Annotated in this window: 27 protein-coding genes; 13 read left to right on the plus strand and 14 right to left on the minus strand. The window is 63.2% G+C overall.

Translation table 11 applies throughout. From position 1 onward, the window contains the following. Window positions 1-159 precede the first annotated feature (159 nt). On the minus strand, window positions 160-591 hold the full coding sequence (locus NKI79_RS27895) for a CBS domain-containing protein (RefSeq protein WP_023717464.1): 432 nt from the start codon (window positions 589-591) through the stop codon (window positions 160-162). Window positions 592-691: 100 nt separating this feature from the next. After that, complete coding sequence (locus NKI79_RS27900; protein ID WP_352806094.1) at window positions 692-1,462, minus strand: rhomboid family intramembrane serine protease; 771 nt, start codon at window positions 1,460-1,462, stop codon at window positions 692-694. Window positions 1,463-1,854: 392 nt separating this feature from the next. Here NKI79_RS27900 and NKI79_RS27905 point away from each other — a divergent pair, with 392 nt between their 5' ends. The 3 genes from NKI79_RS27905 to NKI79_RS27915 all read left to right on the plus strand — a co-directional run bounded on the left by NKI79_RS27905 (window position 1,855) and on the right by NKI79_RS27915 (window position 4,087). Then, window positions 1,855-2,493 carry a PAS domain-containing protein gene (locus NKI79_RS27905; protein ID WP_352508577.1) on the plus strand — a complete coding sequence of 213 codons (639 nt, stop codon included), beginning with the start codon at window positions 1,855-1,857 and terminating at the stop codon, window positions 2,491-2,493. 117 nt (window positions 2,494-2,610) lie between these two features. Next, a complete protein-coding gene (locus NKI79_RS27910; RefSeq protein ID WP_254817716.1) occupies window positions 2,611-3,228 on the plus strand; it encodes a PilZ domain-containing protein in 618 nt (205 codons plus the stop codon). Between the two features lie 250 nt (window positions 3,229-3,478). Continuing rightward, window positions 3,479-4,087, plus strand: a complete 609-nt coding sequence (locus NKI79_RS27915; protein WP_352806099.1) for a transglutaminase-like cysteine peptidase — start codon at window positions 3,479-3,481, stop codon at window positions 4,085-4,087. Between the two features lie 302 nt (window positions 4,088-4,389). On the opposite strand, the gene NKI79_RS27920 is transcribed toward NKI79_RS27915, so the two are convergent. After that, complete coding sequence (locus NKI79_RS27920; RefSeq protein ID WP_352806101.1) at window positions 4,390-5,286, minus strand: LysR family transcriptional regulator; 897 nt, start codon at window positions 5,284-5,286, stop codon at window positions 4,390-4,392. Between the two features lie 96 nt (window positions 5,287-5,382). Here NKI79_RS27920 and NKI79_RS27925 point away from each other — a divergent pair, with 96 nt between their 5' ends. Together NKI79_RS27925 and NKI79_RS27930 are read left to right on the plus strand one after the other, a co-directional pair. Continuing rightward, on the plus strand, window positions 5,383-6,570 hold the full coding sequence (locus NKI79_RS27925) for an MFS transporter (RefSeq protein ID WP_352806104.1): 1,188 nt from the start codon (window positions 5,383-5,385) through the stop codon (window positions 6,568-6,570). Between the two features lie 30 nt (window positions 6,571-6,600). Continuing rightward, entirely contained in the window at window positions 6,601-7,347 is a 747-nt protein-coding gene (locus NKI79_RS27930; protein WP_254817713.1) for an SDR family oxidoreductase, read from the plus strand. Between the two features lie 57 nt (window positions 7,348-7,404). Here NKI79_RS27930 and NKI79_RS27935 read toward each other — a convergent pair whose 3' ends face one another. Further along, entirely contained in the window at window positions 7,405-7,932 is a 528-nt protein-coding gene (locus NKI79_RS27935) for a gamma carbonic anhydrase family protein (protein ID WP_352806106.1), read from the minus strand. An 18-nt stretch (window positions 7,933-7,950) separates the two neighbouring features. Next, the gene (locus NKI79_RS27940; protein WP_352508582.1) at window positions 7,951-8,295 is read right to left on the minus strand and encodes a DUF6949 family protein; all 345 of its coding nucleotides are present in this window, start codon (window positions 8,293-8,295) and stop codon (window positions 7,951-7,953) included. Window positions 8,296-8,415: 120 nt separating this feature from the next. Between NKI79_RS27940 and NKI79_RS27945 the strand changes: the two genes are divergently transcribed. Further along, complete coding sequence (locus tag NKI79_RS27945; protein WP_352806108.1) at window positions 8,416-9,147, plus strand: hypothetical protein; 732 nt, start codon at window positions 8,416-8,418, stop codon at window positions 9,145-9,147. Between the two features lie 236 nt (window positions 9,148-9,383). Further along, window positions 9,384-9,671 carry a GIY-YIG nuclease family protein gene (locus NKI79_RS27950; protein WP_352806134.1) on the plus strand — a complete coding sequence of 96 codons (288 nt, stop codon included), beginning with the start codon at window positions 9,384-9,386 and terminating at the stop codon, window positions 9,669-9,671. A 224-nt stretch (window positions 9,672-9,895) separates the two neighbouring features. Here NKI79_RS27950 and NKI79_RS27955 read toward each other — a convergent pair whose 3' ends face one another. Continuing rightward, a complete protein-coding gene (locus tag NKI79_RS27955) occupies window positions 9,896-10,099 on the minus strand; it encodes a DUF3126 family protein (protein ID WP_023674799.1) in 204 nt (67 codons plus the stop codon). Between the two features lie 212 nt (window positions 10,100-10,311). Beyond that, a complete protein-coding gene (gene cysE, locus NKI79_RS27960) occupies window positions 10,312-11,160 on the minus strand; it encodes a serine O-acetyltransferase (protein ID WP_352649215.1) in 849 nt (282 codons plus the stop codon). Window positions 11,161-11,319: 159 nt separating this feature from the next. Here cysE and NKI79_RS27965 point away from each other — a divergent pair, with 159 nt between their 5' ends. After that, window positions 11,320-11,931: an HD domain-containing protein gene (locus NKI79_RS27965; protein ID WP_352806110.1), complete on the plus strand. Its 612-nt coding sequence runs from the start codon at window positions 11,320-11,322 to the stop codon at window positions 11,929-11,931. 42 nt (window positions 11,932-11,973) lie between these two features. On the opposite strand, the gene NKI79_RS27970 is transcribed toward NKI79_RS27965, so the two are convergent. The 4 genes from NKI79_RS27970 to NKI79_RS27985 all read right to left on the minus strand — a co-directional run bounded on the left by NKI79_RS27970 (window position 11,974) and on the right by NKI79_RS27985 (window position 14,451). Beyond that, window positions 11,974-12,345 carry a hypothetical protein gene (locus NKI79_RS27970; protein ID WP_352806112.1) on the minus strand — a complete coding sequence of 124 codons (372 nt, stop codon included), beginning with the start codon at window positions 12,343-12,345 and terminating at the stop codon, window positions 11,974-11,976. A 134-nt stretch (window positions 12,346-12,479) separates the two neighbouring features. Continuing rightward, the gene (locus tag NKI79_RS27975) at window positions 12,480-13,247 is read right to left on the minus strand and encodes an alpha/beta fold hydrolase (RefSeq protein WP_352806114.1); all 768 of its coding nucleotides are present in this window, start codon (window positions 13,245-13,247) and stop codon (window positions 12,480-12,482) included. Window positions 13,248-13,271: 24 nt separating this feature from the next. Beyond that, window positions 13,272-13,835, minus strand: a complete 564-nt coding sequence (locus tag NKI79_RS27980) for a DUF192 domain-containing protein (protein WP_352777955.1) — start codon at window positions 13,833-13,835, stop codon at window positions 13,272-13,274. 19 nt (window positions 13,836-13,854) lie between these two features. Continuing rightward, complete coding sequence (locus NKI79_RS27985; protein ID WP_254817705.1) at window positions 13,855-14,451, minus strand: cold-shock protein; 597 nt, start codon at window positions 14,449-14,451, stop codon at window positions 13,855-13,857. A gap of 214 nt (window positions 14,452-14,665) precedes the next feature. On the opposite strand from NKI79_RS27985, the gene gloA reads away from it, so the two are divergent. Together gloA and NKI79_RS27995 are read left to right on the plus strand one after the other, a co-directional pair. Beyond that, window positions 14,666-15,106 (plus strand): lactoylglutathione lyase, encoded by a 441-nt coding sequence (gloA, locus tag NKI79_RS27990; protein ID WP_352806117.1) that lies wholly within the window; start codon window positions 14,666-14,668, stop codon window positions 15,104-15,106. 78 nt (window positions 15,107-15,184) lie between these two features. Then, window positions 15,185-15,478, plus strand: a complete 294-nt coding sequence (locus NKI79_RS27995) for a DUF2218 domain-containing protein (RefSeq protein ID WP_352806120.1) — start codon at window positions 15,185-15,187, stop codon at window positions 15,476-15,478. 8 nt (window positions 15,479-15,486) lie between these two features. On the opposite strand, the gene NKI79_RS28000 is transcribed toward NKI79_RS27995, so the two are convergent. Both NKI79_RS28000 and ilvA read right to left on the minus strand, forming a co-directional pair. Next, window positions 15,487-16,059, minus strand: a complete 573-nt coding sequence (locus tag NKI79_RS28000) for a DUF1697 domain-containing protein (protein ID WP_352806121.1) — start codon at window positions 16,057-16,059, stop codon at window positions 15,487-15,489. After that, window positions 16,056-17,312 carry a threonine ammonia-lyase IlvA gene (gene ilvA, locus NKI79_RS28005; RefSeq protein ID WP_352509419.1) on the minus strand — a complete coding sequence of 419 codons (1,257 nt, stop codon included), beginning with the start codon at window positions 17,310-17,312 and terminating at the stop codon, window positions 16,056-16,058. The genes NKI79_RS28000 and ilvA overlap by 4 nt, the downstream gene beginning before the upstream one ends. 127 nt (window positions 17,313-17,439) lie before the next feature. On the opposite strand from ilvA, the gene NKI79_RS28010 reads away from it, so the two are divergent. The 3 genes from NKI79_RS28010 to NKI79_RS28020 all read left to right on the plus strand — a co-directional run bounded on the left by NKI79_RS28010 (window position 17,440) and on the right by NKI79_RS28020 (window position 21,316). Next, window positions 17,440-18,843: an aminopeptidase P family N-terminal domain-containing protein gene (locus NKI79_RS28010; RefSeq protein WP_352806123.1), complete on the plus strand. Its 1,404-nt coding sequence runs from the start codon at window positions 17,440-17,442 to the stop codon at window positions 18,841-18,843. Window positions 18,844-18,946: 103 nt separating this feature from the next. Beyond that, window positions 18,947-20,020, plus strand: coding sequence for an alpha/beta hydrolase (locus NKI79_RS28015; RefSeq protein ID WP_254817699.1), 1,074 nt, complete (start codon window positions 18,947-18,949; stop codon window positions 20,018-20,020). A 132-nt stretch (window positions 20,021-20,152) separates the two neighbouring features. Continuing rightward, window positions 20,153-21,316: an alpha/beta hydrolase gene (locus tag NKI79_RS28020; protein ID WP_352806125.1), complete on the plus strand. Its 1,164-nt coding sequence runs from the start codon at window positions 20,153-20,155 to the stop codon at window positions 21,314-21,316. Window positions 21,317-21,335: 19 nt separating this feature from the next. Here NKI79_RS28020 and ade read toward each other — a convergent pair whose 3' ends face one another. Beyond that, entirely contained in the window at window positions 21,336-23,147 is a 1,812-nt protein-coding gene (gene ade, locus NKI79_RS28025) for an adenine deaminase (protein WP_352806128.1), read from the minus strand. Window positions 23,148-23,419 lie beyond the last annotated feature (272 nt).

Raw genomic sequence — 23,419 nt, forward strand, 5'->3', positions numbered from 1 at the left:
GCGGAACGCATATTTTGGGTGTGCAACTTCGCTAGTGCAAACCGCTTCGCGAGACAAGCGCCAAGCCGCAGGCGCCGACGCGGCACAGGCTCGCAGCTGCCGCGATGGACTGCTATAGCAGCTTGAAAAATTCAAATGGCCGGCAACCCGGCCGCCGCCTCATGCCGTGGCGATATAGGCCCTGATCTCCTCGGCCTCGCGCTCGACATCCTCGATGCGCCGCTTGACCACATCGCCGATCGACACGATGCCGTCGAGCAGCCCGTTCTTTTCCACCGGCAGATGGCGGAAGCGGCCCTTGGTCATGATCTCCATAACCTCGTTGACGGTGTGGTTCTCATTGCAGATCTTCACCTTGGGCGTCATCGCCGAGCGGATGGCAAGGTCGAGCGCCGCGGCTCCCTCCTTGGCGAGAACCCGCACCACATCGCGCTCGGAAAGAATGCCGACGATCTTGTGATCGCCGTTGGTGATGACCAGCGCGCCGATCCTGTGTTCGGAAAGCATGCGGATGGCTTCGCTGAGCTTTTCGTTCGGCCCGAGCGTCACCACGTCGTGGCCTTTCGCCTCGAGAATTGCCTTAACAGTCATGGCGTCCTCCTCTGCATTTCCTGCCGGCTCCTGCCCTGGCCGGCTTTCCCTGGGATGAACATGGTGCGCCGCGATCGGTTGCTTTTCAAGTGCGGAGGTCTCAGCTCTCCGGCTCCTCCGTCTGCCGGGGCACCTGCTCTCGCCGATCAAAAAACCGCAGGCCGAAGAAGCCGGCAACAAAGCCGCCAATATGGGCTTCCCAGGCGATCTGGCCGTCAATGCCGGGCGCCAGGCCGAAGAGGCCGGTCGCCAGGTTGATCACCATCCACATGGCGAGAAAGGTGACGACGCCACGCGAGCGCAGGACCGCCGCCATCGGTAAGGGCCGGCCGGCGAAGGCGGCCCTGCCCGACGAGCGGTCGATGCGGAAGCCGTAGCGCGCCGCCGCGCCCATCATGCCGGAAATCGCGCCGGAGGCGCCGACCAGCGGTGCCTCGCCAAGCGGGTGCATGGCCCAGAACAGCGCCACCGCCGCCAGTCCGGTGGCGGCGAAGAACAGGCTGAAGCGCAGGGCGCCGAAGCGGTTGGCCAACGGTGAGCCGAAGGCCGCAAGCCACACCATATTGATGGCAAGATGGGCAAAGCCGCCATGCAGGAAGGCATAGGTAAAAGGGCTTGAAAACGCAAAGAAATCCAGGTCGAAGCGGCCGGAATAGCGAATCGGCACGAAGGCAGCCCGGACAAGCAGTTCGAAGTCCTGGTCGTCGGTCAGCCAATAGACCCGGATCAGATGGACCGCGACGCAGATGCCGATCACCGCCAGCACCACGGGCGGCAGGTTGAACACCGGCTCGCGGCGCTGCTCCGGTTCGCGGGCGACAGGCCCACCCTGGCCCTGCTCGATCTCCGGTGGGCTTTCTGGGTCACTCATATGGCTTGCACTCAGTCGCTGGATTGGACTTCGCGAGCATGTAGATCACGGCCAACCGAATCACAAACGACGAATCAGCAGGCCCGAATCGAAAAAGAAGCCGTCCAAGGTTTCCCTTGAACGGCTGGTCGAGCCCCCTTGCTCCCCCTGAACTCTTGACTGAAGTGCTGCCGATCGTCGCAAAACGACCGCTTCTGAAGTGGTTTTGGTGTGCCACAGGGCTGGCAGGCGCGCAACGTAAACCAGTTGTTAACCTTAACCGCCCCGACCCGTGAACAAGTATTAACGATGCTGGCACGCATCCTGCTCCGCAACGCATGTAGGTCTTCGGAGGGCGCCCTTCTGTTCACCGATGGGACATCAGAAGACAGAATGCGCGGAGCAGCATCAGCATGAACCAGACCGGATCGATCACGCTGTTCCATTATTGGAACCGGTTGCGTGACGGACGCCCTGCCCCGAAGCGCTCGGAAGTCGAACCGGCCGACATCAAGTCGCTGCTGGCCGACACGTTCATCCTGGAAAAGGACACGCGCGGCGAAGCGGTGTTCCGGCTGGCCGGCACCAGGCTTTGCGCAGTCTATGGCCGCGAACTCAAGGGGTTTTCATTCCCTTCGCTGTGGCGCGAAAAGGACCAGCGGCTGATCTCGAAGCTCACCGACGGAGTCTTCGACCTGAAATCGGCAGCCCTCATTACCTATGAGGGTTTCAGCCGCAATGGCCGCTCCAACAGGTTTGAGCTGCTCGCGTTGCCGCTCGACGGCGGGGTCGAGAGCCCGCGTTGCCTCGGCGTGATAAGCGCCGTCGAAAAGCCCTTCTGGCTGGGCGCCGACCCGGTTTCCGACGCGTTGATCGATTCGATCCGTGTCGTCGATCCCGACAAGGAGCCGATGTTCCTGAAGAACCGGCCGGCGATAGAGGTTCCTTCGCTCGCCCCGTCGGAATTCGACCCGCCCGAGACGATTTCGGCGCTCGGCCAGGCCCGCCGCATCCGTCACCTGGTCGTCTTCGACGGCGGACGCGAGGAATGATGGCCAAAGCTTAAAGCAACAGCGCCGGGTTTTCCCCTTTGTTAACCTGCTTTGTTGTAGTTTTCCGCTGAAATTCCCCGCATCCATGCGCGGAATGCCGAACGGGGTATGGCAGTGATGAGGTCAGCGGCGGTCGACCATGCACCGTCCCAAGCTGAAAGGCGTAACTTTCAGCGCGTCCGCGTGAAGATTTACGGACGCTTCATGCTGGAAGACCGCACCGAACATCCCTGCCAGGTAGTCGACATGTCGCCCGGCAACGTTTCGCTGCGCACCGAGCGCGCCGGCCTGGCTGGCGAAAAGGTCATTGCCTATATCGATCATATCGGACGCATCGAGGGCGTCATTACCCGCACTTTGCAGGATGGCTTTGCGATGACCGTCATCGCGTCGGAGCGCAAGAGGGACAAGCTCGCCGCGCAACTGACCTGGCTTGCCAACAAGCACGAGCTCGACCTGCCGGAAGACCGCCGCCATGAACGCGTCGCGCCGCGCAACCCGACGAGCGTGCTGCAGCTTGCCGACGGACGCCAGTACCAGTGCCGCATCATCGACCTGTCGCTGTCGGGCGCGGCGATCGAGATCGACGTCAAGCCGGCCATCGGCGTCCAGGTGACGCTGGGCACCATGCGCGGCCAGGTGGTGCGCCATTTCGAAGATGGCATCGCCATCGAGTTCGCCGTCATCCAGCGGCCCGAAACGCTCGATACCGAATTCAGCTCACCGCGCGGCTGACGCGGAAGCGTTAGCGCCATCGGGAAGAGAGGCTGGCGATCCTTCGCGCCCTCCGTCCCGCCATCCTAGCTGTTCGAACGGCGCGACCAAGCATGGGAACATGCCCGGCTGGAATCCTTAAACAATTCTATGCTCAATTGCATCAAATTTGAGGTTTATTCTATTGGCGTTTTACTTAATGTCTACTTCGCGCTTTTGCGTCAAATAAATCCAGCCGTGTCACTGTCTCCTCAAACGGGGAGACTGAATAATGAAAAGGATAAGGGGCAAGCTGTTGCTGGCGGCAATAGCGATGCAGCTTTTCGGCTGGGGGACTGCAAACGCGGCGGAGCCGGCCTTCATGCACACCGGCGGCCGCACCACACAGCCGGTCGGTCACTACGAATTGTGCCAGCAGCTTCCGCGGGAATGCAATCAGAGGACGCCTGACCGGGCACCGGTCGAGCTCACCCGCAAGCTGTGGGCGACGATCGTCAAGATCAACAATTCGGTCAACAGCAAGGTCGCGCCGCGCACCGACATGGAAATGTGGGGCAAGGAGGAAGTCTGGTCCTTTCCCAATAACGGCTTCGGCGACTGCGAGGACTATGCGCTGGAAAAGCGCCGCGAGCTGATGAGCATCGGCGTGCCGGCCGGCGATCTGCTGATGACGGTCGTGCGCCAGCGCAACGGCGACGGCCATGCTGTGCTGGCCGTGCGCACCAGTCTTGGCGAGTTCATCCTCGACAATCTCCAACCCAAGGTGCTGTCCTGGACCAATACCGGCTACACCTACCTGAAGCGCCAGTCCGAGCGGAATTCCGGCGCCTGGGTGACGATCAACGACGGCCGCTCCGACGCGGTTGCCAGCGTCCGCTGAGGACGCCAATGCATGTCGCCCAAAAGCGCGTAGCGGTTCTGGGATAACCACATGCATAAAACAGAAGTTAAGTGCGTCGCATGACTTCGCGCTTTAGGAGAAACCCGGTCGAGTCCCCACCCTCCCCGTCCCCAACGACCGGGTTTAAGGAGCCGGCCCCGTCCCCGGGCCGGCTCCACCATTTCCGGCGGAACAACATCTCGATACAGTTATCTCGGCTTTGCCTCCAACTGCGCTTCGTCATCCAAGCTGTCTCACGATCGTTTGTGGAATATGAGCTGCCGTTTGCCGTCGAAACGCTGTTACTTGCCCCTGATACGGAACGCGTCGACAAAGGCGGAAAACGCCGGAGAGGGATGGCGTCGGCTTGGATAGTACAGGTGGTAACCCTGGAACGTCGGGCACCATTTGGTCAGGACTTCCTGAAGAAGGCCACTCTCAATATGTGGCAGGACGAGTTCGCGCGGTAGATAGGCCAAGCCCACTCCGTCAAGCGCGGCCTGGATCGCCGGCCCCATGTTGTTAAGCGTCAGTTGCCCCTCGACCCGAGCACTGAACTCGCGCGCTCCTTCCCGCAATTCCCATGCATAGACCGATCCTGACGTCGGCAGCCGGTAGTTGATGCAGTTATGGTCGGTCAGCTCCTGCGGCGTCTGCGGCGGTGTCCGGTGGGCGAAGTAGTGGGGTGAGCCGACGACAGTGTAGGTCACGTCGGCTCCGATGCGCACGGCTACCATGTCCCGGGCAATGGACTCGCCCAGCCGAACACCGGCGTCGAACTGGCGCTCGACGATGTTGGTGAAGGCGTTATCGACCACCAGCTCGACATTGATATCGGGGAAGTCGCTCAGGAACTTTGGCAGCCGGGCGCGGAAGACAATGTCGACCGAATCGTCGGTGCACACCAGGCGAATGTTGCCGGACGGCCTGTCGCGCAGGACGCCGAGAGCGCTGACCTCAGCCGCGATGCCTTCGAAATGCGGTTCGATGCCTTCCTTGAGGCGTTGACCGGCCGCCGTCGGGGCCACGTCGCGCGTGGTGCGAGACAGAAGACGGACGCCAAGCCGCGACTCCAGCGACTTGATGGTGTGGCTAAGAGCCGAAGGAGTGACGCCGAGCTTGGCGGCTGCTCGGGTGAAGCTCCGCGTCCGGGTGATCTCCAGGAACGCGCGCATTTCGGCGAACTCGTCGCGTGGCATTGATGAGCCTCATTCACAACCACATCAAAATTATACCCGCTAGTCGCATTTGGCCAGCCCGACTACTTAATTCGGGAACGGACAGGAGACTGCCTTATGACCATTGAACTCGCGCTGGGCGAGGCCGCCGCTGCTGACAGCACGACGACCCCATGGTCTGCGGTGGTCTGCCTGTCGCTGCTGACCTTCCTTCTAGTCGGACTGGAGTTCCTGCCGGTGAGCCTGCTCACCCCGATCGCTCAGGATCTGGCCGTCTCCGAGGGTCAGGCCGGCCAGGCAATCGCGGTATCCGGATTCTTCGCCGTGGTTACCAGCCTCTTCGGCAACTCGCTGTCGCGAAACGTCGATCGACGGACGGTGGTTCTGCTCTATACGGCAGTGCTGGCCGCATCGAGCCTGGCGGTGGCGGTTGCTCCCAACTTCCTGGTCTTCCTGGCCGGGCGGGCGCTGGTCGGCATCGCGATCGGCGGTTTCTGGTCACTGTCGACGGCCATTCTGGCCCGCTTGGCCCCGGGACCCGACCTGCCCAAGGCCATTGCCTTGCTCCAGGGTGGCACTGCGTTCGCATTGGTGATCGCCGCGCCCGTCGGCAGCTTCCTCGGATCGCTGATCGGATGGCGGGGAACCTTTTTCGTCACTGTCCCCATCGGCCTTGCGGCGCTCGTGTGGCAGTTGGCCGTTCTCCCGAAGATGCCACCGATGGAGGCCGCCTCGGTGTCGAGCATGTTCCGCTTGCTGCGGAATCGCAGATTCGCCATCGGCATGGGCGCAACCGGGCTCGCGTTCATCGGGCAGAACGCGCTCTCGATCTACCTGCGGCCGTTTCTGGAAAACGTGACGGGCCTCGAGGTCAACACCCTCTCAATGGCTCTGTTGGGCGTCGGCCTCGGCGGCCTGGCGGGACTGTCGATCATCGGCCTCATACTCCGGCGGCACCTCACAGCCGTGCTGATCGGGCTGCCGAGTGCACTCGCGGTCTTCGCTCTACTGCTGATTGCCTTTGGACCGTTTGCACGCGCCACGGCCGGCCTGCTGGTTCTTTGGGGACTGTTCGCGACCCCGATCCCGGTGGCGTGGAACACCTGGATGACCACGCTCATCCCTGAAGAGCTGGAGGCCGGGGGCGGACTCCAGGTCGCCCTGATCCAGTTCGCGATCGCGGGCGGCGCTATCGCGGGAGGCCTGCTGTTCGACGCGGCCGGCTGGTGGAGCGCCTTCCTTCTCGCCGCCGTCCTGCTCACGGGTTCGGCCTTGCTCGCCGCCTCGGCCGGCCCCCGCACCTGAACTCTTTCAATTCTTGTCTAGGAGAATCTCATGTCCGAAGGAATCGAGAACAAGGTCGTCGTCATCACCGGTGCCAGCAGCGGCCTCGGTGAAGCGACGGCACGCCATCTTGCCGCGCGAGGCGCTTCCGTGGTCCTGGGTGCACGCCGGTCACACCGCATCGACGCCCTTGTCCAGGAACTGACCGCCGCTGGGCTCAAAGCCAAGGCCGTCACTACGGACGTCACCGACGCCGGCCAGGTCCAGAACCTGGTGAACACGGCGGTCCGGGAATTCGGCCGCATCGACGTGATGCTCAACAATGCGGGCCTCATGCCGTTGGCCCCGCTCGAACGGCTCAAGGTCGACGAATGGGACCAGATGATCGACGTCAACATCAAGGGCGTTCTTTACGGCATCGCGGCCGCGCTTCCGTACATGAAGGAGCAGCGATCGGGGCACATTATCAATGTCTCGTCCGTATACGGCCATGTGGTCGACCCGGGTGCGGCGGTCTATTGCGCCACCAAGTTCGCCGTGCGTGCGCTGTCCGAGGGTCTGCGGAAGGAGGTGAAACCCTACAACATCCGCACCACGGTGATCTCGCCGGGCGCTGTCACCACAGAGTTGCTTGAGCACATCAGCGAGAAGGATATCCAGCACGACACCAGGGACTTCGTGAGCAAGATCGCCGTGGGGCCAGATACGTTTGCCCGCACGGTCGCCTTCGCGATCAACGAGCCCGACGACGTCGATATCAACGAGATCTTGTTCCGGCCGACCGCCCAGCCGGTTTGACTTGGAAGGGGCTATGCTTTCGGTATCCCAAGGCCGGCTCCACCATTTCTGGATCGGCTAGACCTTCTTCAGCCCAGCCCTGAATCGCCTGCCGTTGGCCACATAATGCTCGGCCGAGGCGCGCAGCCTGGCCATTGCGGCTTCGTCGAGCGTCCTGACGACGCGCGCGGGCGAGCCGACGATCAGCGAATTGTCGGGGAATTGCTTACCTTCGGTGACCAGCGCGCCGGCCCCGACCAGCGAGTTGTTACCGATCTTCGCGCCGTTCAGCACGATGGCACCCATGCCGATCAGGCTGTTGTCGCCGATCGTGCACCCATGCAGCAAGGCACGGTGGCCGATCGTGCAGCCTTGGCCGACGGTCAGCGGAAAGCCGGCGTCGGTGTGCATGATTGTGTGCTCCTGCACGTTTGTGTCGGCGCCGATGACGATCGGCTCGTCGTCGCCGCGGACGACGACGCCGAACCAGAAGCCGGCATTGCGGCCGATCCTGATATTGCCGATCAGCGTGGCATCGGGCGCGATCCAGTTGCTGTCGACGTCCTCGAAGGCGGGCGCTTTTCCGTCAATCGCGTAGATCGGCACTGCTGTCTCCAGATCGTCTCACACCGACAAGCTGCCAGACCCTAGAAGCGAAGCCGCCCAGGACGCAATAGCGATCACCACCATGCCCAGCGCCAGCGCCCAGATGGTCGCCGTACAGCCGCAGGAGATCAGCCCCAGCACCGAGATGCGACGCTCGCGCCAGGCGTCCAGCGCCTCGTTGGCGAACATCAGCGGCCCGGCGCAAGCCGTCGCGGCGAGCGAGCGCAGCATGTGCTTCGACGACACATAGGGCTGAACGAAGGCAAGCTTGCGGCCGGCGATCAGTTCCATCGCCGAACCGGCCAGGCCGCAAGCCGTCAGCCCGGCCATAAAACTGAATATGATTTGTTCGACCGGACCCATCTTTACCCTCCGTTTACCATAAAATCGCACAGTCGCCTGCAAAAGCTGCGTAGCAAGAGCCGTGCCGCGCCGAGATGTGCCGCTCAGGCACACCCGACGGGACGGTAAACGAGGGCCGCGATGAAGCAGGCAGCCGCCACGGAGGGCCAGCAACTCAGCCTCGTCGATTCGACGCTGATGAAGCGGGTGTTTTATGCGTTCGCAACGCTGGCGGTGCTTTCGGTGGCGATCAGCCTTGGCGGCAAATGGTTCGGCCGCTCGATCGCCATGGCCGGGTACACCGACGACACCACGGTCCACAAGGTCGTCATCGGCAACAACATCATCGCCGTGCCGGCCAATGTCATCCGCTTTGCCCAGGCCCGGCGCGACGGCATCGCCTCGCGCCTCGACCTCTATCTGCGCTATCCCGAGATGGACGGCTACAGCGAGGCTGCCCGCAACGACTTCAACCACACCGGACCCAGCAAGGACATCGTCTTCCTGTCGTTCGAGCTGCAGATGATGTCGCGCGACATGAGCGGCCGCTTTGCGCCGATCTACACTGCGCTGATTGCCAAGCCGGGTACGCCCGGCCCTGGCGGCACGACGCTTTACGCCTTCAGCGAAAAATCAGGCTATCTCAACGAAGTGCTGGCGGTCGCCGACCGCCCCGGCAAGGATCCGTTCGTCGCACGCTGCCTGAGCGGCCCGAGCGCGGACGAATCGCTAGCGCCCTGCGAGCGCGACATCCTGGTCGGCGACAATCTCAGCCTCACCTACCGCTTCCCCCGGGAATTCCTGGGCGACTGGAAGGCGCTCGACGCGGCGATTTTGGGCGAGGCAGCGCGTGTGCTGAAGACCGGGCGGTAGGGCTTGATCCTTTGACCGACCCTGAAGGGCTGAGGGCTGGAGCCCCGGCCAATCGGGCTACCAATCTCCAGGGTTTGCGATTAGCTGTGGGCCCACCACGCCTTCGTCATCCTAGGGCGGAGCAGGAGCGAAGCGACGTCGCGGAGACCCTAGGATCCATGCCGTTACGCCAGTCGAAGAATGCAGCGGCTCAGAACGGTGCTTGCATCCGCAACAATGCCTACTACCCTTCAGCCATGACGGGCTATGCCTACATGACTGCAAGCCAGAAGCGCGGCACGATCTACATCGGTGTCACCAACGACCTCGGCCGCCGCATGCCGGAGCACAAATCTGGCGAAGGCTCGCGCTTCACCAGCCGCTACGGCGTACAGCGTCTGGTCTGGTACGAGGAACATTTCGACATTCGCGACGCCATCCAGCGCGAGAAGTCGCTGAAGCGCTGGCCACGCCGGTGGAAGATCGAGCTGATCGAGAAGACCAATCCAGAGTGGTTCGAACTTTTTCGCGGGAGTGGTTGGTAGAGGACGCCCAGCCGGTGCCAAGAAGCATTCGATTCTGGTCAGAGCGGAGCACTGCCGCGAGGTAACGGCATGGATCCCAGGGTCTGCGCCGCGTCGCTTCGCTCCTTGCTCCGCCCTGGGATGACGAAGGGAGGGATGCTCCAGCCAGTCTCCGACGTCTGCGCTCCGCCATCAGGCGGTCCCGCCTGCAACAAGCAGGGTCCGGCCAGCACCAAACTCCCGGCTCAGGCCAGATCGATGTCGAGGATCGCCATCGAGAAATTATAGTCGCCGTCGTCCTCGTCCTTGAAGACGATGCCGAGGAACTCGTCGCCGACATAGACCTCGGCCGAATCTTCCTTGCGCGGCCGCGCCTTCACTTCGAGTTTTGGGTTCTGGAAGGTGCGCTTGAAATAGGCGTCCAGCTTTCTGATTTCGTCCGGCTTCAACAGTCTTCTCCGATCGTCGCTTGCTAAAGTGCGTCGCGTCTGAAGAGATCGATGCGACGCGCTTTGAATCCTTCTTCATCCATGTCGCTATCCCAAAACCGCTGGGCACTTTTGGGCGACATGCATTGGTGAGCGCGCTTCTGGCACGTCGACAATGGCCATGTAAAGGCAAGCCGGCATAGGGGGCAGGAATTCAGCCCCCGCCCGAGCACTCAGATGTCGAAGCTGACGACGTGGTCCATCGTCTGCGATGGCAACAGCTGGTCCATCTGCCGCGAAGGCTGATCGCAGCCGGTCTCGCCGACGACGCGGGCCGGCACGCCGGCAACCGTCTTGTTGTGCGGCACCGGTGACAGCACCACCGAGCCGGCCGCGATCTTCGAACAATGGCCGATCTCGATGTTACCGAGGATCTTGGCGCCGGCGCCGATCAGCACGCCGTAGCGGATCTTGGGATGGCGGTCGCCGCCGGCCTTGCCGGTGCCGCCCAGCGTCACGCCGTGCAGGATCGACACGTCGTCCTCGATCACCGCCGTCTGGCCGACGACGAGGCCGGTGGCGTGGTCGAGGAAGATGCCCTTGCCGATGCGGGCGGCCGGATTGATGTCGGTCTGGAACACCGAGGACGACCGGCTCTGCAAATACAGTGCAAAATCCTGGCGGCCCTGGTTCCACAGCCAATGCGCCAGCCGGTGCGTCTGGATGGCATGAAAACCCTTGAAGTAGAGCACCGGCATGATGAAGCGGTCGCAGGCCGGATCGCGGTCGTAATAGGCCTGGATGTCGACGCGCACCGTCGTCGACCAATCATTGTCGTCGGCCGCCATCGCCTTGAACGTCTGGCGGATGAGGTCGGAGCCGATGTCCTGGTGGGCGAGGCGCTCGGCCAGCCGGTGAATGACCGCTTCTTCCAGGTTTTCCTGGTTGAGGATGGTCGAATAGAGGAACGCCGCCAGCAGCGGATCGCGGTTGACCGCTTCCATCGCTTCGTCGCGGATCGAACGCCAGATCGGATCTACCGGCTGCACCATGGTGGGACGAGAAATCGTAACGCTGTTCATCTGATGTCTCCGGCCATCCAATGTCTCGGCCATCCACTGTCTCGGTTGGCGGCTTGCCTATTCTCCGGCCGCACCTATAAGCCAGATCATAGCACGGGTGAACTCAATTTTCCTTAGTGCTTCGTCAAATGGATTTGGTTGGCGGAATTTCAAGCAGCCATGGAAAACGCAACCTTGATCGACGAGACCCTGAAGCGCGAGCTTTCCGCGCTCTATGCGGCCGAAGATCGCCACTACCACGACCTTGACCATATCGAGGCGATGCTGGCGCTAGCCAACGATTACAAGGCATTGCTGCATGATCCTGAAGCAGTCGAAGCGGCGATCTGGTTCCACGACGCGATCTACGACAGCCGCGCCAAGGACAATGAGGCGAGGAGTGCCGCACTTGCCGAGGAGAAGCTCGCCGGCCGCGCCGACGCACGACGCCTCGGCCATATCGCGGCGATGATCACTGCAACTGCCAGCCACGAATTGCCGCCCCTTGGCGATCAACATTCGGTTCGTGACGCGGCGCTCTTCCTCGACATGGACCTGGCGATCCTGGGTGCCGCGCCCGACGTGTTCGACGCCTACGAACAGGCGGTTCGCCGCGAATACCAGTGGGTCGACGAGCCTATGTGGCGGGCCGGCCGTGCCGCTGTCCTAAAGGGCTTCCTCGCGCGTCCGCATATCTTTCACAGCGAGGAATTCCGCCGGTACTTCGAGACCCAGGCCCGGCAAAACATGGCGCGCTCGCTCCAGGCGCTTGGGCACGGCCAGGGCGGATAGTAGTTCGCGTCGCTCGCGTGCGTCCGGGATACTTGCCCGAAATCAGGTGAATGCGCCAAAAGTCGATGCCATTCCCCACAACATGAACACCCCAGCCGCTAGCGACGCACCATTGACCACGACGCCAGCCAGGCCGAGCACACGATTGTCGTTTGGGCGACCAACGGCCATCAACCCGAAGACCACTCCCGTAAGATGTGCCAAAGGCCCGGCCAGAAAAAATACCGCAGCGAAGAAGCCCGTCGCACTGTTCTGGAGCAGTGGAGACGCGTCGCTCGGCATTGCTATCAACGCGGTGATCGCCATCGCCCCTGCCGCAAAAGCAGCCAGCGCTAGAACAACGGACCATTCGCCGAACGTGCTTTTTGCAATAACGCCCGGCAAAGCGGCGTCGGCCCTTCCCCATTGTGCCATGATACCCCCTGCCCTCCATTCAGCGCATGGCGGGTTTGAACCGATCCACACGTCGCGCTTATTTACTCCTGTATCGTTGCAAAACCGCTAAGGACCCCAGCTTCAGGCGCGATGGCCGCTTCGGGAGCCGTCCATCAAAGCGGATGCTCGGTATAAAACTCCAGCACGCGCTGCTTGAAGGCCTTGTCGCCGACCGCCAGCATATGGTCGCGGCCTTCGATGTGAAATGCCCTGGCGTTGGGCATCAACGCGGCGAGTTCATCCGGCGAGCCGCCGATGTCGTCCTTGGTACCGACGGCGATCAGCGTCGGCTGGGCAATGCGGGCAAGGTCGGCCTCGCCCAGCAATTCGCGCGAGGTGGCGATGCAGGCGGCTAGCGCGCGGCGATCGCTGCGGGTCTGATCGGCGAAGGCGCGGAACGAGCGGCCGCGCGGATCGCTGGTGCCTGCCGGGTCCTCGGCCAGGAGGGCGTCGGCTATAGGATCCCAGTCGCCAACGCCGTCGACCATGCCGACGCCGAGACCGCCGAAGACCAGCGTCGCCACCTTGTCCGGGTCGGAGAGCGCCAGGAAGGCCGATATGCGCGCGCCCATCGAATAACCCATGACATGGGCGCGTTCGATACCGAGATGGTTCAAAAGCGCTGCCGCGTCGGACGCCATTTTTGCTGGCGTGTAGTCGGCTTCGTCATAGCTCTTCGACGACGAGCCATGGCCGCGATTGTCGAAGGCGATCGCACGGTAGCCGGCATCGTTCAGCGTCTTGAACCAGCCGGGCGACACCCAGTTGACGTAATGGCTCGAGGCAAAGCCGTGGATCATCAGCACCGGATCGCCCTGCCCCGATGCCGGTTGGCGGTCAAGGAAAGCAAGGTCGAAACCATCATGGGAGAAGAACTGCATCGGCCGAAGATCCTGCCCGTTCGTTCAGTCGGAATCGACACTCGGCGCGTCGCCCTTGTCGGGCGGCGGCATGGCCGGCCCCGGCGCCGTGCCGATGGCCGGATGGCGCAGCAGGTCGCCGTCCTTAATGCCCTTTTTGGCGGCAGTGCCTGCCTTGAGCTCGAGCACGAAGCGCACGGGTTCGTCCGGCGAGATGATCGCCTCCGACTGCGGCTCGCCTTGCTTGATCGCCCGGATCCGGCCGTCCTGGCCGACGAAGATCAGGTCGAGCGGCATCGGCGTGTTCTTCATCCAGAAGCTCACATCCTGCGGCGCACCGAACACGAACAGCATGCCGTGATTGTCGGCCATGTGCCGGCGGAACATCAGGCCGGCCTCGCGCTCGGCGGGCGTGTCGGCAATTTCGACCGAGAAAGAACGCTCGCCGGCCTTCGTCACCGCGACCAGCGGCGCCGGGTCGACGGGAAGGATCATCGCCTTGCCGTCGGCCGAACTCGGTTGCTGAAAATAGAAGAAGGCGCTTGCGGCGACGATGAGGAAAATCCCGGCGCAGAGCGCGCCCGCCGTCAGCCGGTTCCTGTGAGCCATATGAAATCCTCGACCGGAACTAATGCGAGACCGGCAAGGTACCCATATCGGGGTGAATTTCGGCAGCCATAAGGCCTTTGTCGCCGCGTCCGAAGCGGACCAGCACCACCTGGCCCGGGCGGAGTTCGGTGATGCCGTAGCGGCGCAGCGTCTCCATGTGGACGAAAATATCCTCGGTGCCCTCGCCCCGGGTCAGAAAGCCGAACCCTTTGGTGCGGTTGAACCATTTCACCAGCGCCCGTTCGAGGCCGCTTTCCGGCGTCACCGCGACATGGGTGCGCTGCTCCTGCATCTCCGCCGGATGGATCGCCGTGGTGACATCCATCGAGAGCACGCGGAAGGCCTGCAGCCCGCGCTCGCCCTGCTTGACCAGGCAGACGACACGGGCGCCTTCAAGCGCGGTCTGAAAACCGTCCTTTCGAAGGCATGTCACATGGAGGAGGATGTCGCCCGAAGTACCATCATCGGGAAGGATGAAACCGTAGCCCTTGGCTACGTCGAACCATTTGATGGCGCCAGCGATTTCGACGAGATCGGCCGTATCGGCGCTCTCATCCCGCTTCAACGCATCGTTACCGGCCCCGTCCCGCCCCATGAAAGAGGCCTTTTCCCCCATAAGAACGCCCCCTTTTTCAAGAAACACTGCAACTGATTCTTGGTATCAGATTAACACCGCGGCTTCCGGTGTGTGCAAGACCTGACGTGCCTTTTTTCACGGTTCCGTACAGGAATAGCGGATTTGCCGTTTGCCGGCGCTGGCAAGCGTGGCCGATTGCCCTTTGGCCGGGCCGCCCCTATGGTGCGCCGCAACGCAACATAAGGAGGAAATCATGCGCTATCTGCACACCATGGTCCGCATCGCCGACATCGATGCTTCGCTCGATTTCTACTGCAACAAGCTTGGCCTCAAGGAAGTGCGCCGCCATGAAAACGAGCAAGGCCGCTACACGCTGATCTTCCTCGCCGCGCCCGAAGACGAGCAGAGCGGCATCTCCGAAAAGGCGCCGCTGATCGAGCTGACCTACAATTGGGACCCGGAAGACTACAAGCGCGGCCGCAATTTCGGCCATCTTGCCTATGAGGTCGACGACATCTACGCCACCTGCCAGCGGCTGATGGACAATGGCGTTACCATCAACCGGCCGCCGCGCGACGGCAACATGGCGTTCGTCAAATCGCCGGACGGCATCTCGATCGAGCTGTTGCAGAAAGGCCCGGCCAAGCCGAAGGCCGAGCCGTGGGCGTCGATGCCGAACACCGGCAGCTGGTAACCGATCACGCTATCTTGAGCGGACGCAGGCGGGCCCTGGTTCGGTTTTCGCGTCCGCATTCCCAAGGAGAATTCATTCATGCCGGCCAGCCATGTCGACGTCGCCACCGAACATGCCAGCCGCTATCTGCAGCAGCTGTGCAAACATTGGGCGCACAAGTTTCCCGTCGAATTCGACCCGAACCACGGCACCATCGATCTGACGCTCGGCCGCACGGTTCTCGATGCGGATCCGGCTGCGCTGCACATTGCCGTGACGACCGATGAAGCTGGCTCGCTCGAGCGCCTGGAAACGGTCGTCGCCGAGCACATCAAGCGCTTCGCCTTCCGTGAAGAGCTGGCATTCGACTGGAAACGCGCTTCGGCCGCGTAGACGACCTGTCAGCGGCCGGCCCTGGCCATCTCGAGCAGCATCAGCACGGTGCGCCAGTTGCGCGCCGTGCAGTGCACCTTCAGAACGCGCGGGATGAGATTGGCAAAGACCGATTTGCCGAGGCCGTCGGGCGCATGCAGGTAGAGCACGTCGCCCTTGATCTCGAAGCGTTCGGGCCCGGTGCATTTTTCCGCCAGCCGGGCGATCTCCTCGGCGGTCGGCCGGCGCTCCAGTGCATAAGCATGCAGCTTGGTCGGCTCGCCGGCCGCTTCCGGATAGGGATTGTCCGCCGCCATCCGCTCGAGCCAGCCGAGATCGCGCACCATGATGCGCGATTGGAAGCCCCATCTCTTCTCGAATTCCGCTTCCAGCCGCTTGGTCAGCGTCGCCGCATCGCCATCTGGCGACCGGAACACGGCGTTGCCGCTCTGCACATAGGTGGCGATATCGGAGAAGCCGAGCTGCTCGAAAAATGACCTGAGTTCCGCCATCTTGACGATGCGGTTGCCGCCGAGTTTAATGCCGGAAAACAGCGCGATAAAAACGTTCGCCGGAGCGTTCGGAAGGTCGTTGCTGCTCATATGATGAACCCGGCGAGCGTCTCGTTGTCGGTAATGTCTTGGTAGTGAACGCTTTCGGCGTCGAAATTCGCCTTGAGCAGGTCGAAATTGCGGCGGTCCTTGGTTTCGATGCCGATCAGCACCGAACCGAAATTGCGCGCCGATTTCTTCAGATATTCGAAGCGGGCGATGTCGTCGTCGGGGCCTAGCAATTCGAGGAAATCGCGCAACGCGCCGGGCCGCTGCGGAAAGCGGATGATGAAGTATTTCTTCAAGCCCTCAAAGCGCAGCGCCCGTTCCTTCACATCCGGCAGCCGCTCGAAATCGAAATTGCCGCCGGACACCACGGCGACGATGGTCTTGCCCCTGATTTCCTTTTTGGAAAAATCCTTGAGCGCATCGATCGCCAGCGCACCGGCCGGCTCGAGCACGACGCCTTCGACATTGAGCATTTCGATCATGGTCGCGCAGAGCCGGTTTTCCGGGATCAACCGCACTGCATCGGCAGCAAACTCCTTGAGATGGCGCAACGGCTCGCGGCCGATCTCGGCCACCGCCGCTCCGTCGACGAAATTGTCGACCTTGGCGAGCTTGACCCGCTTTCCGGCGGCAAGGCTCTCGCTCAGGCTCGGGGCGCCGGCCGGCTCGCAAAAGACGAAACGTGTTTCACGCAGCTGGTCGGCGAAATAATGGGTGACGCCGGCGGCAAGGCCACCGCCGCCGACCGGCAGCATAATGATGTCGGGCATGCGCGCGCCGGGCATCTGGCCTGATATCTCGTAGGCGACGGTCGCCTGCCCTTCGATGATGTCCTTGTGGTCGAAAGGCGGCACCATATGCGCGCCGGCAGTTTCGGTGAATTCGAGTGCCGCGCGGTAGCAGTCGTCGAAAAAATCGCCGACCAGCCTGATCTCGACGAACTCGCCGCCGAACAGCCGCGTCTTGTCGATCTTCTGCTGCGGCGTGGTCACCGGCATGAAGACGACGCCCTTCTTGCCGAAATGGCGGCAGACGAAGGCAAAGCCCTGCGCGTGATTGCCGGCCGAGGCGCAGACGAACAGCTCGGCAGCGTTGCCGGCGGCAAGCGTCTTGCGGAAGAAGTTGAAGGCGCCGCGGATCTTGTAGGAGCGCACCGGCGTCAGGTCCTCGCGCTTCAGCAGCACCCGCGCGCCGCTCTTCTTCGACAGATAGTCGTTTTCCTGCAGCGGCGTTTCCGGAAAGATCTCGCGGATCGCGGCAGCGGCGGCAGCGACGCGAGAGGAGAAACTGGTCATGGCAAGAGCACCCCACAGGCTAGCCGAATTCGGTCCCGCTATTGCATATCCGGCTTCACGAAGCCATTGTCCGGCCACCCTGAAAGGGTGTTCCCAAAATCTCGTTGGCCGTTAGGAGCGTCTGTTCATGCCTGTCGCATCGGTGGCCCAGAAAACCGTGTCGCTGCCGGAGTTCGGCGAGCCGACGGTGATGCCGCTGGTTCTGCGCGCCACCTATGAGGCCCGCATCGCGGCACTGGTTGCACGCGGCGGCGAAGCGGGGTTCGACGCGTTCGTCGTCTATGGCGACCGCGAACATGCCGCCAATGTCGCCTATCTCTGCGGCTACGATCCGCGCTTCGAGGAGACGCTGCTGGTCATCGTTCCCGACAAGCCGCCGAAACTGCTGGTCGGCAATGAGGGCTGGGGCTATGCCGAGATCTGCGACGGGCCGTACGAGCGCGTGCTCTACCAGACCTTTTCGCTGCCGGCGCAGCCGCGCGACCGCTCGCAGGCGCTTCCCAACATTCTTGCCGATTGCGGCCTGAAAGCCGGCCAGCGCATCGGCGCCATCGGCTGGAAACCGTTCGGCCCCGGCGATGCCGGTTTTGGTGAAACGACGCTCGACCTGCCGTCCTTCATCGCCGACACGCTACGCACGCTTGCCGGCGACAGGGGTGTGATCGTCAACGCGGCGAACCTTTTGATGAACCCTGCCGACGGCCTGCGCGCCATTAACGAGGCCGACCAGCTGGCCGCGTTCGAATTCGCCGCGACCTATTCCTCGCAAGGCCTGCGCAATGTCCTGCAGGTCATCGAACCCGGCATGACCGAATTGCAGGCGGCGCGGCTGATGGGCATCAACGGCCTGCCGCAATGCTGTCACCCGATGCTGTCGGCCGGCAGGCGCGCGCCCTATGGCCTGCCAAGCCCGCGTCTTGACGTCATCAAGCGCGGCGACCCGATCACCATGGCCTATGGCATCCAAGGCTCGCTCAACGCCCGCGCCGGTTTTCTGGTCGAGGACGCGGCCGAGCTTCCAAGGGGCATCCGGGACTATGTCGAGAAACTGGTCGCGCCCTATTTCTGCGCCGTCGTCGACTGGTATGAGACGGTCGGCATCGGCGTTCCCGGCGGCGCACTGTGGCAAGCGGTGCACGAGCGGATCGGCGCTCCGTTCTTCGGCGTGTCGCTCAATCCCGGCCATCTCGTCCATATCGACGAATGGATGCATTCGCCGGTATTTTCCGGCTCCGATATCAGATTGAAGTCGGGCATGGCCTTGCAGGTCGACATCATCCCAGCAACCGGCACCGCTTATTTCACCACCAACATCGAGGACGGCATCGCGCTGGCCGACGAGGCGCTGCGCGAAGAGATCGCCGCGCGCTATCCCGAAGCCTGGCGCCGCATCGAGGCGCGCCGCGCCTTCATGCGCGACGTGCTTGGCATAAGATTGAAGCCGGAAGTGCTGCCGTTTTCCAACATCCCGGCGTTCCTGCCGCCGTTCTGGCTTTCGCGCAACAGTGCGATGGCCGTCGCGAGGCACTGAGCGCATTTCGGCATCCGCGACTTACTTCTGCCGCACTTCGCCTGTCCGGGAGGGGCGGCGGAGGTGGATGGGCCTTTGGTCAGGCCGGAGTGGAATTGCTTAAGTGCCCTTGAAGACGATTTGCATCATTGTCCTTGCCGCGCTGCTCGCCGGCTGCGGCGGTCGCCAAACCGAGGAACTGCTCGGCAGCGCCATGATGGCGGTGCCGGTGACGGAAATCGCCGGCAATCACTCGATCTTCATCGCAACGACGCGCAAGCGCTCCGACGATCCCAACAAGGTCTTCGACGGCGAGCGGTCGGCGACGCTGAACTATGCCCGCGTCAACGTCACCGTCCCCGGCATCCACAAGACAGGCCAGATCGAGCGGCGCTCGCGCGGCAAGTCGGACGATCCAGCCAAATACTTCATGGCTTCCGAGGTCGTCGGCTACGACACCCAGCCGAAATTCTCCAGCGCGCTCAGCGCCGACATCGCGGCGCGCGGCGGCCGCGTCATGGTCTTCGTCCACGGCTACAACACCGGCTTCGACGACGCGGTCTACCGCGTCACCCAGATCACCCATGATTCCGGCTATCCGGGCACGCCGGTGCTGTTTTCCTGGGCGTCGGGCGCCAAGACCACCGACTATGTCTACGACAAGGAAAGCGCCAGCGTTGCCCGCGACCAGCTGGAAGTGACGTTGAGAATGCTGGCGCAGACCGGCGCGCGGCGCATTGACATCGTCGCCCATTCGCTGGGGACCTGGGTTACCATGGAGGCGCTGCGCCAACTCGCCATCACCGGCGACCGCGATCTCGGCGGCAAGCTCGGCGACGTCGTGCTGGCCTCGCCCGACATCGACGTCGACGTGTTCAAGAGCCAGATGCGCCGCTACGGCAAGCCGGACAAGCCGTTCATCCTGCTGCTCTCCGACGACGACCGGGCGCTCAGGCTGTCCGGCCTTATCGCCGGCGCGCGACCGCGCGTCGGCGACTACAAGGACGCCGCCGACCTTGCCAGCTATGGCGTGTCGGTCGTCGACCTCTCCAGCGTCAAGGGAGCCGACCGTTTCAACCACACCAAGTTCGCCGACAATCCGGAATTGGTGCAGTTGATCGGCCAGAAGCTGCGCGAGGATGACGGGTTTGCCAGCGACCGCGAGGTGACCGACCGGATTGCCTCGGTCGGACAATAGGTGCATTGCGCGGCAGTCGTTGTTGACCATTGCCGCACCATCGGAACAGTTTGAACTGGACCGTGCCGGCCTCTGCCTCTATCGAATAGGCCAAGACGTCTCCGGCTCGACGTCGCCTTTGCGGGAGCCCGCGTGATCGTGCCTTCGAAGATCTTTCTCGTCGTTGCGTTCGCGCTCGCGCTGGCAGGCTGCGCCGGCCAGAACACGCACGATCTGCTCAACAAGACGACGATCATCGTGCCTGCTTCGGACATTGTGGCGACGCACAAGATCTTCGTCGCCACAACCCGGCAAAGGGCAACGAAGGAGCCCCGGCAGGTGTTCGACGGCGACCGTTCGCCGACCACCAGCTTTGCCAGCGTCGAGGTGACGGTGCCGAAGGTGCACCAGGTCGGCGCCATCGAACGGGTCAAGGGCTCGGCCAACAGCAATCCGGCGAAGGATTTCACGGCGACCGGCGTCACCTTCTACAAAGGCGCGCCGCAATTCGCCAAGGCTGTCGGCGCCGACATCGCCATGCGCGGCGACCGCGCGCTGGTTTTCGTGCACGGCTTCAACAACGGTTTTGACGACGGCATCTACCGGCTGACGCAGATCGCGCACGACACGAAATATCCGGGCACGCCGGTGCTGTTTTCGTGGGCGTCGAGCGGCAAGACGACCGGCTACATCTACGACAAGGAAAGCGCCAATGCGGCGCGCGACGATCTCGAAGCGACGCTGCGCATGCTCGCCAAGAGCCGCGCCAAGAGCATCGACATCATTGCCCATTCAATGGGGACCTGGGTGACGATGGAAGCGTTGCGGCAGCTTGCCATCACCGGCGACCGCGACCTCGGCGGCAAGCTCGGCTACGTCATCCTGGCTTCGCCCGACATCGACGTCGACGTGTTCAAGAAGCAGATGATCCGCTACGGCAAGCCCGACAAGCCGTTCGCCGTGCTGCTTTCGGGCGACGACCGGGCGCTCAGGCTGTCGACCCTGATCTCCGGCGACAAGCCGCGCGTTGGCGACTATGGCGACGCCGCCGACCTCGCCAGCTATGGCGTCTCGGTGGTCGACCTGACCAAGACCAAGGGCGGCGACCGGCTGAACCACGCCAAATTCGCCGACAACCCGTTCCTGGTGCAACTGCTCGGCGACCGCCTGCGCGCCCCGGCCGGCCTCGCCTCTGAAGAGACCGCGCCGGCCCAGCTCGACAATCTCGGCCAGGGCCTCGGCATGGCCGTCGGCTCGGTCGCCGAAATCGTCATCACCACGCCGTTCAAGGTGCTGACGATTGCGACAGGCGGGTGAAGCGGCGCTCGGGCGGCGTTCAGACGAACAAATCAACCTTCTGAAACGTCGTCACGTCGATCAGGCCGACGTCGGAAATCCTGAGCTCGGGGATGACAACCAGCGCCAGCAGCGAGTGCTGCATGTAGGCGTTGTTCAGCGAGCAGCCCATCTGGCGCATGGCGTCGCTGAGTTTGTCCGCCTTGGCGGCAACGATTTCCGCCCGCTCGTCCGACATCAGCCCGGCGATCGGCATTTCGACCAGCGCCAGTTCCTTGCCCTTGGAGAACAGCACGACGCCGCCGCCGACCTCGCCCAGCCGGTTCACCGCCAATGCCATGTCCTGCTTGTTGGTGCCAACGACGATGATGTGGTGGGCATCATGCGCCACGCTGGAGGCCATGGCGCAGTCGCCGATATAGCCGAAGCCGGAGACGAAGGCGTTGGTGACGCCGCCGGTGCCCTTGTGGCGTTCGACCAGCGCGATCTGGCAGACATCGTTGCGGCGATCCATGGCGACCAGCCCGTCCTCGACGGCAAGATCGGCCTCCAGCGCCCGCGTCGGCGCCTGGTTCTCGATGACGCCGATGACCCGCACCCGCACTTCGTTGGCGCCCATGGGTGCCGCGATATCGAAATCGCCTGCCTTGAGCTTCTTGCCGAGCTTGACGGTGTTCTTCGCCGTCCGCGGATAATTGTAGGCCGGAATGTCGATTTCGAGCTTGCCGCCCTTGGCCAGCCTGACGCCGCGGCCATAGACCTCGTCGATGGTCATTTCGGCGAGGTCGGAGACGATCAGCAGATCGGCGAGCCGTCCCGGCGCGATCGAGCCGATCTCGCGCTCCAGCCGGAAATGCTGGGCGGTGTTGAGCGTCGCCATCTGGATCGCAGTCACCGGCTTCAAGCCCTGGCTGATGGCGTGGCGCACGACCCGGTCCATATGGCCTTCGTGCACCAGCGTACCGGAGTGGCTGTCGTCGGTGCACAGGATGAAGTTGCGCGGGTCGAGCCCGCTCTCCGTCACCGCCTTGATCTGCGAGGCCACGTCATACCAGGCCGAGCCCAGCCGCAGCATCGCCTTCATGCCCTGGCGGACGCGGGCGATGGCATCCTCGGCGCGCGTGCCTTCATGATCGTCCTCGGCACCGCCGGCGACATAGCCGTGGAACGGCAGGCCGAGATCGCGCGAGGCATAATGCCCGCCGACAGTCTTGCCGGCCCTCACCGTCGCCGCGATCTCGCCCGACATCACCGGATCATTGGCGGCGACGCCCGGAAAATTCATCACCTCGCCGAGCCCGATAATGTTTTCCCAGGTCATCGCCTCGGCAACATCGGCGACGGTCAGCTCAGCGCCGGCATGCTCCAGCCCCGGTGCCGACGGCACACAGGACGGCATCTGCACATGCACGTTGACCGGCATGGCGACCGCCTCGTCATGCATCAGCCGCACGCCCGGCAGGCCGAGCACGTTGGCGATCTCATGCGGATCGATGAACATCGATGTGGTGCCGTGCGGGATCACCGCGCGGCAGAATTCCGTCACCGTCACCATGCCGCTCTCGACATGCATATGCGCGTCGCAAAGCCCCGGCACCAGATAGCGGCCGCCGGCATCGACCACCTTGGTGCCCTGGCCGATGGCGTGGCCGGCATTCGGCCCGCAATAGGCAAAGCGGCCGCCGGCGATGGCGATGTCGGTGCCGGCGATGATCTCGCCGGAATGAACGTTGACCCAGCGCCCGTTGCGGATGACGAGATCGGCGGGCTTGCGGCCCATGGCGACATCGACCAGATGCGTCGCCATCTCGGCCCAGGGTTTTGGTTTTGTCGCATTGGCGGTCTTCGGCATCAACAGGCTCCTCTTTGCCCGACTGTGCCAAGCTGCGAGGGTTTTGACCAGCGAGGAAGCAAGCGCCGACGGCGAAACTGCCGATCTCCCCCCTTGAGGGGGAGATGTCGCCGAAGGCGACAGAGGGGGTCGCCCGCCGACCTCTCAAGACCTGGGTTCCTCGCCCACCGCGAAGCGGGGGAGAGGTGGGGGCCGCGCGGCCCCGGCGGGGGCGGATTATGATAGGGCGCGGTCGCCGGCCCCCGAGAGGGCGGACGGGGGACGCACCAACC

The organism is Mesorhizobium sp. M0340 (genome assembly GCF_040321535.1).
In the GTDB taxonomy this organism is placed as follows: Bacteria; Pseudomonadota; Alphaproteobacteria; order Rhizobiales; family Rhizobiaceae; genus Mesorhizobium.